The sequence below is a fragment of the Actinophytocola sp. genome, assembly GCF_050699935.1.
Lineage (GTDB): Bacteria > Actinomycetota > Actinomycetes > Mycobacteriales > Pseudonocardiaceae > Actinophytocola.
This window is the reverse complement of the sequence record NZ_JBOHGB010000020.1, coordinates 53,834-68,131: the sequence shown is the minus strand read 5'-3', so window position 1 is coordinate 68,131 and position 14,298 is coordinate 53,834. Positions and strand designations below refer to the sequence as shown.

Genomic DNA, 14,298 nt, shown 5'->3' with positions numbered 1-14,298 from the left:
GTCACGTTCGCCGCGCCGGCGCGGTCGGCGAGCATCCGCGCCACCGAGCCGGCGCCGGCGCCCACCTCGAGGCACCGCCACCCGGCCGCCACGCCCACCCGGTCGAGCAGCCGCGCGCTGAACGGGTCGAAGACCTCCTGCAGCAGCATGAGCCGGTCGTGCTCGACCTGCGCCTTGGTGTCCACGTACGAGGTCCAGCTCAGGGTGTCCGACATGGGCCGGATCGTACGGGAAGCCGAGCCGCTCGCCCCCTCACCTCGTAGAGTGTGCTCGGACACGACGATGGGAGCTTTGCCTTGCGGCTCATGCGAGTGGGCGCCCCCGGCGCCGAGCGCCCGGTGGTGCTGGACGACACCGGCCAGGCCTTCGACCTCGACGGCCTGACCGCCGAGGTCGACGGGCCGTTCCTCGCCGGTAGCGGCCTCGCCCGGGTGCGGGCCGCGCTGGCCGCGCGCGAGCTGCGGTCGGTGGACGTCGCGGGGGAGCGGGTCGGCGCGCCGATCGCCCGGCCCCCGGCCGTCGTCTGCGTCGGGATGAACTACGCGGCGCACGCGGCGGAGTCCGGCGCGGCCCCGCCGGAGCAGCCGATCGTGTTCCTCAAGCACCCCAACACGGTCGTCGGCCCGTTCGACGACGTGCTCGTGCCGCGCGGGTCGGAGAAGCTCGACTGGGAGGTCGAGCTGGGGGTGGTGATCGGTCGCCAGGCCCGCTACCTCGACTCTCCCGAGGACGCGCTCGCGTGCGTGGCCGGCTACGTGCTGTCCAACGACGTGTCCGAGCGTGACTTCCAGCTCGACCCGACCGTCTCCGGTGGACAGTGGTCGAAGGGCAAGTGCGCCGAGACGTTCAACCCGCTGGGCCCGTGGCTGGTGCCGGCCGACGAGGTCGCCGACCCGCAGGCGCTGGGCCTGCGCTCGTTCGTCAACGGCGAGGCGCGGCAGGACTCGACGACCGCGGACATGGTGTTCGGCGTGGCGGTGCTCGTGCACCACCTGTCGCGGTTCATGGTGCTCGAGCCGGGCGACCTGCTCAACACCGGCACGCCGCAGGGCGTCGCGCTGGCCGGGCGGTTCCCGTACCTCGCGGTCGGCGACGTGATGGAGATCGAGATCGACGGGCTGGGCCGGCAGCGGTCGGTGCTGGCCAAGGCGAGCGGAGCGAGCCATTCAACACAGTCTGGGAGGGGTTAGTTGACGCGGGTCGCGTTGATGGCCACGTGTCTCACCGACACGTTCTTCCCGGACACCGCACGCGCCGTGGTCCGGCTGCTGGAGCGGCTGGGCTGCACGGTCGAGTTCCCCGCGGCGCAGACCTGCTGCGGCCAGCTGCACTACAACACCGGCTACCGGCGGCAGGCGGCGACGCTGGCCAGGCGGACCGCGAAGGCGTTCGACGGCTACGACGCGGTCGTCGCGCCGTCCGGCTCGTGCGCCGGCATGGTCCGCGACCTGTACCCGGGCCTGCACCGCTCGACCACGTCGGTCGCCGCGCGGACCCACGAGCTGTCCGAGTTCCTCGTCGACGTGCTCGGCGTGACCGACGTCGGCGCGTACTTCCCGCACCGGGTCACCTACCACCCGACCTGCCACTCGCTGCGCATGCTCGGCGTGGGGGACAAGCCGCTCGCGCTGCTGCGCGCGGTGCGCGGGCTGGACCTCGTCGGGCTGCCCGGCGACCGGGAGTGCTGTGGGTTCGGCGGCACGTTCGCGGTGAAGAACGCCGACACGTCGACCGCGATGCTCGCCGACAAGATGCAGGGCGTGCTCGACACCCGCGCGCAGGTGGTGACCGCGGGCGACAACTCGTGCCTGATGCACATCGGCGGCGGGCTGTCCCGGCTCAACACCGGCGTACGGGCGCTGCACCTCGCGGAGATCCTGGCCAGCACCGAGGAGGAGCCATGGGCCGCAACCCCGTGACCTGGCTGGGCAGCCCGGCGTTCCCGGTCGCGGCCCGCACGGCGCTCGCCGACGCGCAGCTGCGCGGCAACCTCGCGCATGCCACTGCGACCATCCGCACGAAGCGGGCCGCCGCGGTGGCCGAGCTGCCCGACTGGGAACGGCTGCGCCGCGCCGGCGAGGCCGTCAAGGACGACGTCCTGTCGCATTTGGACGTCTACCTGGCACGGCTGGAGGAGGCGGTCACCGCGCGGGGCGGCGTGGTGCACTGGGCCCGCGACGCCGCGGAGGCCAACGACATCGTGCTGCGCCTCGTCCGCGACGCGGGCGCGCGCGAGGTGGTCAAGGTCAAGTCCATGGCCACCGCGGAGATCGGGCTGAACGAGGCGCTCGCGGCGGGCGGCGTCACGGCGGTCGAGACCGACCTCGCGGAGCTGATCGTCCAGCTCGGCGACGACCGGCCGTCGCACATCCTGGTGCCCGCGATCCACCGCAACCGCTCGGAGATCCGCGACCTCTTCCGCCGGACCATGCCGCACGCGGCCACCGTGTCGGACCGTCCGGCCGACCTGGCCGAGGCCGCTCGGGTCCACCTGCGACGGAAGTTCCTGTCCGCGAAGGTCGCGATCTCCGGGGCGAACTTCGCGGTGGCGGACTCGGGTTCGGTGGTCGTGGTGGAGTCCGAGGGCAACGGGCGGATGTGCCTCACCCTGCCGGAGACGCTGATCACCGTGATGGGCATCGAGAAGCTCGTGCCGACGTGGCGAGACCTCGAGGTGTTCCTGCAGCTGCTGCCACGCTCGTCCACCGCGGAGCGGATGAACCCGTACACGTCGGTGTGGACGGGCGTAACCCCCGGCGACGGCCCGCGCGCGTTCCACCTGGTGCTGCTGGACAACGGCCGCACCGCGACCCTCGCCGACCGGGTGGGGCGGCAGGCGCTGCGCTGCATCCGGTGCTCGGCGTGCCTGAACGTGTGCCCGGTCTACGAGCGGACCGGTGGGCAGGCATACGGCTCGGTGTATCCGGGTCCGATCGGCGCGATCCTGACCCCGCAGCTGGGCGCGGGGTCCGGCGACACCGGAGACTCCGCGACGGATTCGCTGCTGCGGTCGCTGCCGTTCGCGTCGTCGCTGTGCGGGGCGTGCTACGAGGTGTGCCCGGTGCGGATCGACATCCCGGAGGTGCTGGTGCACCTGCGTTCCCGTGTCGTCGAGGCGAAGGGCCCGTACACGCCGGAGGCGGTCGCGATGGCGGCGGCGTCGTGGGTCATGGTGTCGCCGGGCCGGTTCCGGCTGGCGCAGCGGCTGCTTTCCCTGCTGCGCCTGGTGTCCCGGCGCGGGCGGGTCAAGCGGCTGCCGTGGCCGGGTTCGAAGTGGACGGACTCGCGGGACGTGCCGGTGCCGCCCGCGGAGTCGTTCTCGGCGTGGTGGCGGAGGACTCGTGGCTGACTCGCGGGAGGTCGTGCTGGGCCGGATCCGTGCCGCGCTGGCGGACCGGCCGCACCCGCCCGCGGTGCGCCGGGACTACGCGCGGTCGCGACCGCTGGGCGAGCTGCCGGCGTTGTTCGCGTCGCGGGTGGCCGACTACCGGGCGGCGGTGCACCGGGTGCCGGATGCCGCCCTGCCGGCACGGATCGAGGAGTCGCTGCGCGCGCGGGGTGTGCGAAAGCTGGTGGCGCCGGCGGACCTACCCGGTTGGTGGCGGGTGGGGGAGGTGGTCTGGTCGCTGGACGCGCCCGCGCACCCGCTGCCGCGCACGATGCTCGACCGGTGCGACGGCGTGCTGACCGGTGCCGCGGTGGCGATCGCCGAGACGGGCACGATCGTGCTGGACGCGGGCGAGGCGCAGGGCCGGCGCGCGCTGACTCTGCTGCCGGACTACCACCTGTGCGTGGTGCGCGAGTCCCAGATCGTCGGCACCGTGCCGGAGGCGCTGGCCCGGCTGGACCCGGTGCGGCCGCTGACGTTCATCAGCGGCCCGTCCGCCACGAGCGACATCGAGCTGGACCGCGTGGAGGGCGTCCACGGCCCCCGCAACCTGGAAGTCCTCGTCGTCACCGGCTGACCCCGCCGGCGTGTCACATGGTTCCTCCCGAATGCAGACGGGTGAGATAGTCGATGCATCGCGGCAGGTCCGCGATGAACTGTTTGGCATCCCGGCGGAGGGCTTCGAACTCGCCGGCGGCGGGGCCGTGATCCATCCCGCCGAGTGCGGCTCGCGCGCGGCGGGGGCCGGCGCCGAGGCCCAGCAACATGGTGTTCCATGAATACGACTCGAAGCCGTGGTAATACGGATAGGCCGTGTCCTCGTCGAGGAGAAGCCGGTCGGCGTCCCGCAGGACGTCTTCGAGCCCGTCGGGGATCGGTCGGGTTTTCGCGGCTTTCCAGTACGGGGTGTCGTCGCGTTGCGCGGCCCGGTAGTGCAGGACCAGGAATTCCTTCACGCCGTCGATGGCGCGGGCAACCTTGCGGTTGTAGCTACGTCGGACCTCGGCATCCCAGTCGGTGCCGGGGAAGTGTTTGACCAGTTCTTCGATTCCCTGCTGAATGAAGAAGATGCCCGTTGACTCGAGGGGCTCGACGAATCCGCTGGAGAGACCGATCGCGACACAGTTCTTCACCCAGGACCGGCTGCTGCGCCCGATCCTCATCCTGATGTGGTTCGCCGGAAGATCATCTTGACCCGGTGCGGCGAAGGCACGCAGGGTCTGCTCGGCTTCTTCGGGCGTGCAGAAGTCATCCGCGTAGACGTAGCCGGTCCCGTCGCGACCGAACAGCGGAATGGTCCAGATCCAACCCGCGTCCATGGCGGTGGCCGTCGTGTACGGGGCGACCTCCGACGTCTCGGGGTCCTTGGGAACCCGCAAAGCCACCGCGCGATTGTTGGGCAGTACGTCGGTGAAGGAGATGAACTGTTCGTCGAGTGTCTTGTTGATGAGCCGGCCGCGGAACCCGGTGCAGTCCACGAACAGGTCCGCGCCGATCGAGCCGTGGTTCTTCGTGCCTACCTGACTGATCCACCCGCGGTCGTCCTGGTTGACCTCGACGACGTCGTCGGTGATGTGGTTGACCCCGCGGTCGGTCGCGTACTTGCGGAGGAATCGAGCCAACAGGTCCGCGTCGAAATGGTAGGCGTAGGGAAACTGCGCTCGCTGTTCGGCCAGGGTCGATCGACCGAGCTCGCTGTCGTGGCCGCTGACGAACAGGTTCCCGTCCAGGGCACGCGGTGAACGTTTGGCCTCACATAGTGCGGGGGTCAGGAAACAGTCACGGTCGAACCGGTCGTGATCGCCACCCAGCTCGAGCCACCAGTCGGCCATGGTGAATCCATTGACCGTCCTGAGGCGTTCGAACGGGTGGTAGAAGTGGTGGCCGGGACGCCGCCAGTTCTCGAAGCGGATGGCCAGTTTGTACGAGGCGGCACAGTGCGGCATCCAGTCCGATTCTTCGAGCTCCAGGGACGAGAAGAAATGCCGAACCGTGCTGAATGTCGCTTCTCCGACGCCGATTGTCGACACCCGGTCCGATTCCACGAGCGTGACGGCGAGGCGATCCCCGAAGCTCTTCTTGAGGTAGCTCGCGGTCATCCAGCCCGCGGTGCCACCACCAACGATCAGCACGGACTTAATCAAGGTACGTCCCTTCCTGTCGGATCATCAGTTGGGCGGTCATCAGGGCCATGTCTCTAGCCGGCGAGCCAGTCGCGCACCGCGGACGCGGTGGTGTCGGCGTGGGTGTCCATCATCGTGAAGTGGTCGCCGGGGACCTCCACCAGCGTGTGCGGGACGGGCCAGGTCGCGCGCCAGTCCGTGCCCGCGGCGGCCGACTCCCCGGCCAGATCCTCAGCCATCTCCTCGGTCGGCTCCGTGGCGCGTACCTGGAGCGTCGGCGCGGTGAGCGAGGTGGGCACCCAGCCGTCGAACATGCGCACGTACGCGCCCATCGCGACCAGGGTGGCGTCCCCGACGGGGGAGTCGAACCGCTCTTCCAGCGTGCGCACCGTCCGGGCGGCGAGCGCCTGGAACCACGGCGCCACCCTGAGCGCCGCGTCGATGTGGTACGTGTCGAGCAGCACGACGCCGGCCGGTGCGGCGCCGTCCGCCTCGAGTCGGGCGGCGACGGCGTGGCCGAGCGCCCCGCCGGTGGAGTGGCCGACGATCACCACGGGCCGGTCGCCCGCCCGCGCCCGCACGGCGTCGGCGTGCATCCGCACGAAGGTCTCGCGGTCCGCGGGCACGGCGTCGCCGCCGACGAGGCCGGGATGGGTGAACACCACGAGGTCGTGCTCGCCCGCGAACGACCGCGCGAACCCCGTGTACTCGCCCGTGCCGATGGCCGGGGTCAGCGACATGAGGCACGCCAGCAGCGGCCCACCGTCCCCCGTGGACAGCTGGACCGGTGGCAGTGGCTCCGACGTGGTGGGCGCGACGTGGGACGCGCCGACCAGCAACTGCATGCCGGCTACCGGCTCACCGGCCGCGCACACCGTCCGGTACAGCGCGGACAGCGTGTACTCCGACCGCCCCTCCACGGCGGGTGCGGCGCCGAGTTCGTCCAGCAGGTGGCGCGCCAGCTCCTCGGGTGTCGGGTGGTCGAACGCGACGGTCGCGGGCAGTCGCAGCCCGGTCCCCGCGGCGAGCTGGTTGCGCAGCTGCACCGCCGCCAGCGAGTCGAGCCCGAGGTCGGCGAATCCCTTGCCCGCCGGCACGTCTGCCGCGTCGAGGTAGCCGAGCACGGCGGCAGCCTCGGCGCGCACGAGGTCGGCCAGCGTCCGCTCGTCCTCGGGGCCGCCGGTCAGCCGGGACAGCCACGAGCTGGTCGCGCGCTCGCCCGACGGCCGCCGCGACCGCACCAGCCCACGCAGCACCGGTGGCACCGGGCCCCCGCGCAGCACGGGGATGTCCAGCCGCACCGGCACGGTCACCGGGTCGGCCACCCGCAGCGCCGCGTCGAACAGCGCGCGGCCCTGCTCGTCGGAGATCGCCGGAAACCCTTGCCGGGCAAGGAGGTCCCGCGCGGCGCCGGACACGTGCGTCGACATGCCGGACCCCTGGTCCCACAGGCCCCATGCCATCGACGCCGCCGCCAGCCCGCGGGCCCGCCGCGTCCTGGCGAGCGCGTCGAGGAAGGCGTTGCCCGCCGCGTAGTTGGCCTGCCCCGGGTTGCCGAACGTCCCGGCCGCCGAGGAGAACAGCACGAACGCGGACAGGTCGAGGCCGGCCGTCAGCTCGTGCAGGTGCCAGGCCGCGTTCACCTTGGGCCCCAACACCTTCGCGAGCCGTGCCTGGGTCAGCGAGCCCAGCACGCCGTCGTCGAGCACGCCGGCGCTGTGCACGACCGCGGTCAGCTCGCCGCGGCAGCCGTCGATGACGGCGGCCAGTGACGTGCGATCGGCCACGTCGCACGCGGCGATCCGCACCCGTGCGCCCAGCGCCGCCAACTCCGCGCGCAGCTCCGCCGCGCCGGCCGCCCGCTCGCCCTGTCGGCTGAGCAGCAGCAGGCTCCGCACCCCGTGCGCGGTCACCAGGTGCCGGGCGATCAGCGTGCCGAGCGCCCCGAACGCGCCGGTGAGCAGTACTGTCCCTTGTGGATCGAAGGTTGGGCCCGGGCCGTCGAGGGAGGCCCTGGCCAGCCGGGGAACCAGCGTCGCGCCCGCGCGGATCGCCACCTGGGCTTCGCCGGTCGCCACCGCCGTGGGCAGCAGCCGTTCCGAGGAGGGCCGACCGTCGAGGTCGACGAGGGTGATGCGATCCGGGTTCTCCGACTGCGCCGAGCGCACGAGCCCCCACACCGCGGCGGCGGCGAGGTCCGGCTCGGCGGCGTCGGTCGCGTGGCGGGTGACGACCACGAGCCGCTTGCCCGCCGGCTCGGCGAGCCACCGCTGCACCGACTCGAGGGTGCTCGCGGTCAGCGAGTGGACATCGGCGACCACGTCGCCGCCGCGGCCCCCCACGTCGAGCCGCTCGAAGTCGGGCTCGTCCCCGGTGGCGTCCGGCGGGGCCGGTATCCAGTCCACACGGAACAGTGCGTCCCGGGCCACCGCCTCGCTCGGGTCGAGCGGCTCGGCGGGCCGGGCCAGCAGCGAGGAGATCGTGGCCACCGGCCGGCCCAGCTGGTCGGCGAGGTATAGCGTCATGGTGTCCGGTCCGGTCGCGAGTGCCCGCACCCGCAGCGCCGTCGACCCCGTGGCGTGCAGCCGGACGCCCGTCCACTCGAACGGCACGAGCGAGTCCTCGATCCGCTCGGCGAGCCGTCGCACGTGCAGCGCGGCGTCCAGCAGCGCGGGGTGCAGGCCGAGCCGGGCCGCGCGGTCGTGCTCGCCGTCGGGCAGCGCCACCTCCGCGAACAGCTCTTCGCCGCGTCGCCACACCGCGCGGACGGCGCGGAACGTGGCGCCGTAGTCGTCGCCGTGCTCGGCGAGCGTGTCGTAGCCGTCGGTGATGTCGACCGCCTCGGCGCACGGCGGCGGCCAGGTCCGCAGGTCGGGGTCGGCTGCCTGGCCGCCCGTCCCGAGCGTGCCGGTGGCGTGCCTGGCCCACGGGCTGTCCACTTCAGACTCCACGGGTCGGGAGTGGACGGCGACGGGCCGGCGTCCGGACGGGTCCGGGCCGGACACGGCGACCTGGAGCCGCACCGCGCCGCTGTCGGGCAGCACGAGCGGGCGCACGATCGCGAGGTCGTCCAGCTGGTCGAGGCCGACCTCGTCACCGGCCCGGAGGACCAGCTCGACGAACACCGTCGCGGGCACCAGCGGCTCGCCGCCGATCACGTGCTCGACCAGCCACGGCTGCTCGACTGTGGACAGAGTGACGTCGAGCAGTACCTGGTCGGAGTCGGGCACCGGCGACAGCAACGGGCGGTCGAGCCCGGTGGTCGCGCCGCTCGGGGGTGGGGCGTCGAGCCAGAACCGGCGCTGCTGGAAGGGGTACGTCGGCAGGTCCACGTGCCGCGCGTCGCTGCCCGCGTACACCGCGCGCCAGTCCACCGGCACACCCTCGGTATGCAGCCGACCGGCCGCGGCGAGCAGCGTGGCGACCTCCGGGTGCCCGTCCCGTGCCGACGGGACGACGTCGTCGGCGAGTCCGGAGAGGACGGCGTCGGGGCCGACCTCGAGGCAGCTCGTGACACCCTCGTCGCGCAGCCACCGGACGGCGTCGGCGAACCGCACGGTCTCGCGGGCGTGGCGGGTCCAGTACTCCGCCGTGTACCGCTCGGCGAGCCGGCCGGTGAGCGTGGACACGATGGGGATCGCCGCCGGGTGGTGGGTCAGGCCCGCGGCCACGGCGTGGAACTCCGCCAGCATGGGCTCGATGAGCGGCGAGTGGAACGCGTGGCTCACCCGCAGGCTCGTGGTGCGACGTTCCTGGCCGGCGAAGTGCCCGGCGATGGCGTGCACGGCATCGTGCTCTCCCGAGACGACCACCGACCGCGGCGCGTTCACCGCGGCGATCGACACCTGATCGGTCAGCAGCGGCGCGACCTCGTCCTCGGTCGCCTGGACGGCCACCATGGCGCCACCGGCGGGCAGGTCGCGCATGAGCCGGCCGCGGGCCGCCACCAGCTTGGCGGCGTCGGGCAGGTCCAGCACCCCCGCGACGTGGGCGGCGGCGAGCTCGCCGATGGAGTGGCCGGCGAGGTAGTGCGGACGCACGCCCCACTCGGCGAGCAGCCGGAACAGGGCGACCTCGTAGGCGAAGAGGGCGGCCTGGGTGAAGTCCGTGCGGTCCAGCAGGTCCGGCTCACCCGCGAGGACGGTGCGCAGCGGCCGGTCGAGGTGCGGGTCCAGGTGCCGGCAGGCGTCCGCGAACGCGTCGGCGAAGGCGGGGAACGCGTGCAGCGCCGTGCCCATGTGCGGCCGCTGCGAGCCCTGGCCGGTGAACAGCAGCGCGAGCCGAGGGCGCGGAATCGCCGTGGCGGTGACGACACCCGGGTGTGGCTCCCCGGCGGCGAGCGCGCGGAGGGCGTCCGCCGGCCGGCTGGTGACCACCGCCCGGTGGGACAGCGACGCCCTGGAGGTGGCGAGAGAGAAGCCGACGTCGGCGAGCCGCTCCTGTCCGATCACACCGGCGAGCCTGCGGGCCTGGGCGCGCAGGGCGGCCTCGTCGGCGCCGGACAGCAGCAGCGGCCCGGTTGTCCACAGGTCGGCGTCCGGCGCCCCGGTCTTGTCGGTGCCCGCCGGTAGCGTGGAAACCGGGGGGTCCCCGGGGTCCCCGGCAGGTTTATCGGGCGGGGCGGGTTCCTCGAGGATCACGTGCGCGTTGGTGCCGCCGATACCGAACGCGGACACTCCTGCCCGCCGCGCTCGGTCCGGGTCCGCCGGCCACGGTACCGGCTCGGTCAGCAGCCGTACCGCGCCGCCGTCCCAGTTCACGTGCCGGGACGCCGTGGTCACGTGCAGCGTCCTCGGCAGCAGCCCGTGCCGCATCGCGGCCACCATCTTGATCACGCCGGCCACCCCGGCCGCCGCCTGCGTGTGGCCCAGGTTGGACTTCACCGACCCCAGCCACAGCGGCCGGTCGGCCGCCCGGTCCTGGCCGTACGTCGCGAGCAGTGCCTGCGCCTCGATCGGATCGCCGAGCGTGGTGCCCGTCCCGTGCGCCTCGACGGCGTCCACGTCCGAAGTGGACAGTCCAGCGGCGGCGAGGGTCGCGTGCACCAGGTGTTGCTGCGCCTGACCGTTGGGCGCGGTCAGCCCGTTCGAAGCGCCGTCCGAGTTCACCGCGGTGCCCCGCACGACGGCGAGCACCGGGTGGCCGTTGCGCCGCGCGTCGGAGAGCCGCTCCAGCAGCAGGACCCCGACGCCCTCCGCCCAGGACGTCCCGTCCGCCGCGTCGGAGAACGACTTGCACCGCCCGTCCGGCGACAGCGCCCGCTGCCGGCTGAACGCGACGAACGAGTTGGGCGTGCACATCACGGTCGCGCCGCCGGCCAGGGCCAGCCCGCACTCGCCGGACCGCAGCGCGCGCACGGCCTGGTGCAGCGCCACGAGCGACGACGAGCACGCGGTGTCCACCGTGACCGTCGGCCCGCGCAGTCCGAGCACGTACGCGAGCCGGCCCGACGCCACGCTGCCCGCCGAGCCGAGCACCAGCTGTGCCTCCAGCTCGTGCGGGACCCCGGCGAACCGCGAGCCGTAGTCGCTGTACATCACCCCGACGAACACGCCGGTCTGGCTGCCCCGCAAGGAGACCGGGTCGATGCCGGCCCGCTCCACCGCCTCCCACGACACCTGCAGGAGCAGCCGTTGCTGCGGGTCGACGGTCATCGCCTCGCGCGGGGAGATGCCGAACAGGCCGGGGTCGAAGTCCGCCACGCGATCGAGGAACCCGCCCGACCGGGTGTACGACGTGCCGATCCGGTCCGGGTCCGGGTCGTACAGCCCGGCGAGGTCCCAGCCGCGGTCGGCCGGGAACTCGGTGATCGCGTCGACCTCGCCGGACACCAGCGCCCACAGGTCCTCCGGCGACGCGACACCGCCCGGGTAGCGGCAGCCGATGCCGACGATCGCCACCGGCTCCGTGTCCGCCGCCGTGTCCGCCGCCGGGCTCGCCGTCGCGTGAGCCGGCCGCGTGACGGCCGGCGCCACGGCGGTGTTCCCGAGCAGGGTGCCGAGCAGGTGCGTGGCGAGCGCGGCGGGCGTGGGGTGGTCGTACACGAGGGTGGCGGTCAGCTCCAGCCCGGTCACCGCGCCCAGCCGGTCACGCAGCTCCAGCGCGTGCAGCGAGGTGAGCCCGCACGCGGAGAAGGCGACGTCCGGGCCCGGCGTCGTGTCGCACACCGCGCTCAGCTCGGCGAGCACGAGCCGCACCATCGCGTGCTCCGGGTCGGGCAGGCCCCGCAACCGCTCGCGCAGCGCGCCGGCCGTGGCCTCGTCGCCGCCGCGCAGCAACCGGGCGTCGAGCCCGGCGACCGCGTGCCGGGCGATCTTGTCGGGCCCCCGACGCGGGACGGCGTCGATCTCGTAGACCTCCGCCGGCACCTTGACGCTCGACAGCTCGCGGTGGCACGCGGCGAGCAGCGCGGGCAGGCGCACCCCGCCCGGCTCCGCCACCACGTACGCCACCGGCACCTCACCGAGCACGTCGTGCGGCCGGCCGGCGACCACCACGTCGGCGACTCCGGGCGCCCGCGAGAGCACCCGCTCCACCTCGGTGGGGTGGATGTTCTCGCCGCCGCAGATGATCAGCTCCTTGATGCGACCGGTCACCGCGAGGTGGCCGTGCTCGCGCAGCCGGCCGAGGTCGCCGGACCGGTACCACCCGTCCCGCAGCACCGTCGCCGTCGCCTCCGGCTGGCCGTGGTACCCCAGCATCAGTCCGGCGCCGCGGATCCAGATCTCGCCCTCGGCGCCGGCGGGTACCTCGGCGCCGGTCTCCGGGTCGGCGAGGCGGACCTCGAGGCCCGGCGCCGGCGGGCCGCACGTGCCCTCGACCCGCGGCCCGCCCGGCCGGTCCACGGCGATCACGCCGCACGTCTCGGTGCTGCCGTACGCGTCGAGCAGCTCCAGACCGAATGTGTCCTCGAACGCGCCGCGCAAAGCCGGCGGGCACGGCGCGCCCGCACTCAGGCACAGCCGAAGCTTCGGCACCGAGACACCCGGGCCGGCCGCGCGCACCAGCTGGTGGTAGGTCGCCGGCACCCCGGCCAGCACGGTGAACGGGTGCTCCCGCAACAGGTCCAGTGTCGCCTCGGGACGGAAGCCGGTCGTGATCCACGCGCTCGCGCCGACCGCGGTCACGCCGAGCACGCACACCGAGTGCGCGAAGCTGTGGAACAGCGGCAGCGGCCACAGCACCTCGTCGGCCGCCACCAGGCCGACGGCCGGCAGGAACCGGGTCAGCACCGCGCCGAGCGCGGCGCGCTGCGTGGACACCACGCCCTTGGCCGGCCCGGTGGTGCCGGACGTGTACTGGAGCCATGCCGGCTCGTCGAGCCCGAGGTCGTCGCGGGCGGGCCGGCCGGGGTCGGTCTCGGCCAGCGCCGCGCACGACTCGCTCGTGATCACCAACCGGCCCTGGCCCCGGTCGGTGATGACCGCGGCCGCGCCGCTGTCGTCGAGCAGGTGGGTCAGCTCGGCGTCCGACGCGCGCGGGTTGAGCGGCACGCCCACCGCGGCCGCCCGGGTGATCGCCAGGAGGCTCTCGACGACGGCGACGCCGTTGTCGAGGCACACGGCCACGCGGTCACCACGGCCGACGCCCACGCCTGCCAGGTGCCCGGCGAGCCACCGGGTCCGCCGCTCCAGGTCCGCGTAGGTGACCGCGCGCCGGTCGTCGCGGAACGCCACCTTGCCGCCGGCCCGCTCGGCGTGCGAACGCAGCAGATCGGGCAGCGGCCGAACGTCCGAATGGACCAGATCATCGGGCGGCATTCGCCGCCCCTCGCGCGCGTACGAGGCTGGCCGCCTGTCGGGTCAGGTCGAGAATCTGGCCGAGCAATGGGACGTTTCCCCCGCCGCTGCCGAGGTCGTAGAGCCGGACCTCTATCCGGTACGACCGTCTGGCCATACTCAGATGTCGGCCGCGGAATACCGTGATCGTGCGCAGCAGATCGGCCAGCAGGGTGGCGCTCTCGGTCAGCGCGGGGGAGTCCTCGGCCTCCCGGAGGGCGGATACGACGCGGGTCACCACGGACTCGCGGGAAAGCCACGCCGTGTGGTACGCGCGCCATTTCGGCAGGCTGTAGCGGACCGACTCGGCGAGGAACTGCTGGTAGTCGGGCTCGCTGCGGTCCGACGCCCAGACGGCCAGGTCGACCAGCCACAGGGGGACCTGTGCGGCGGCCGGGCCGAGCAGCACGTCGCCCGCGATGGTCACCTCCTCGTAGTACGGCCGCATGATGTGGGCGAAGTACGAAGGGGTGACCGCGCCGGACACCAGGTCCATGGCTTCGGTCATCACCTCGGTCCGCTCGGTGAGCTCGCCGAGTGCGGCCGGGAAGGCCGGGTCCCGCGGCTCGGTGCCCGCCAAGACGTCGCAGAGGTCGAGCGCGCGCCGCATGTGCGGGTGGACCAGGCGCATCGACGCCTGCATCGCGTCCTCCTGAGAGGAGCCCACATACGCGCGACATCGGTGGTCCGCGGGGTTCCACGGGCCGTAGTGCTGCACGGTGTCCCTCGGCACCATGTCGGTTCGCGCGCCCAGCTCGCACAGCACCGGGACGGCCTCGGGCACGGCGTCGGCCGGCTCGACACCATGCCGCTTGAGCGAGCCGAGGAGCATGCCGAGGTCGCGCATGGCGGCGAGGCATTCGTGCGGCGCGAGGCCGGCCAGCGCGTCGGGGGTGGGTAGCAGGTCGCGGAACGCGGTCACCAGCCCGGCGCGATCCGCGGCGGCATTGAGCGCGGGCAGGCGGCGGGCGAACTCGTCAGCGCCGAGCGGGTCGGCGCCGGCCACTAA

At 73.4% G+C, this 14,298-nt stretch carries 7 protein-coding genes and 1 pseudogene; 4 read left to right on the top strand and 4 right to left on the bottom strand.

Annotated elements, in window-relative coordinates; translation table 11 throughout:
* Nucleotides 1–215: pseudogene (locus ACRDTB_RS10215) on the bottom strand (SAM-dependent methyltransferase); the annotation flags it as partial.
* Between the two features lie 81 nt (nt 216–296).
* On the opposite strand from ACRDTB_RS10215, the gene ACRDTB_RS10210 reads away from it, so the two are divergent.
* Genes ACRDTB_RS10210 through ACRDTB_RS10195 form a run of 4 tightly spaced genes read left to right on the top strand, consistent with a single transcriptional unit; the run spans nt 297 to nt 3,965 of the window.
* Nucleotides 297–1,190 (top strand): fumarylacetoacetate hydrolase family protein, encoded by an 894-nt coding sequence (locus tag ACRDTB_RS10210; RefSeq protein WP_431429801.1) that lies wholly within the window; start codon nt 297–299, stop codon nt 1,188–1,190.
* A gap of 18 nt (nt 1,191–1,208) precedes the next feature.
* On the top strand, nt 1,209–1,919 hold the full coding sequence (locus ACRDTB_RS10205) for a (Fe-S)-binding protein (protein ID WP_431429806.1): 711 nt from the start codon (nt 1,209–1,211) through the stop codon (nt 1,917–1,919).
* Complete coding sequence (locus ACRDTB_RS10200) at nt 1,901–3,349, top strand: lactate utilization protein B (RefSeq protein WP_431429800.1); 1,449 nt, start codon at nt 1,901–1,903, stop codon at nt 3,347–3,349. The genes ACRDTB_RS10205 and ACRDTB_RS10200 overlap by 19 nt, the downstream gene beginning before the upstream one ends.
* Complete coding sequence (locus tag ACRDTB_RS10195) at nt 3,342–3,965, top strand: LutC/YkgG family protein (RefSeq protein WP_431429799.1); 624 nt, start codon at nt 3,342–3,344, stop codon at nt 3,963–3,965. Before ACRDTB_RS10200 ends, ACRDTB_RS10195 begins: the two co-directional genes overlap by 8 nt.
* 13 nt (nt 3,966–3,978) lie before the next feature.
* Here ACRDTB_RS10195 and ACRDTB_RS10190 read toward each other — a convergent pair whose 3' ends face one another.
* The 3 genes from ACRDTB_RS10190 to ACRDTB_RS10180 all read right to left on the bottom strand — a co-directional run bounded on the left by ACRDTB_RS10190 (nt 3,979) and on the right by ACRDTB_RS10180 (nt 14,295).
* Nucleotides 3,979–5,520, bottom strand: coding sequence for a tryptophan halogenase family protein (locus ACRDTB_RS10190; protein ID WP_431429798.1), 1,542 nt, complete (start codon nt 5,518–5,520; stop codon nt 3,979–3,981).
* A gap of 65 nt (nt 5,521–5,585) precedes the next feature.
* Nucleotides 5,586–13,271, bottom strand: a complete 7,686-nt coding sequence (locus ACRDTB_RS10185; RefSeq protein ID WP_431429796.1) for an SDR family NAD(P)-dependent oxidoreductase — start codon at nt 13,269–13,271, stop codon at nt 5,586–5,588.
* Nucleotides 13,258–14,295, bottom strand: coding sequence for a monodechloroaminopyrrolnitrin synthase PrnB family protein (locus ACRDTB_RS10180; RefSeq protein ID WP_431429795.1), 1,038 nt, complete (start codon nt 14,293–14,295; stop codon nt 13,258–13,260). The genes ACRDTB_RS10185 and ACRDTB_RS10180 overlap by 14 nt, the downstream gene beginning before the upstream one ends.
* Nucleotides 14,296–14,298 lie beyond the last annotated feature (3 nt).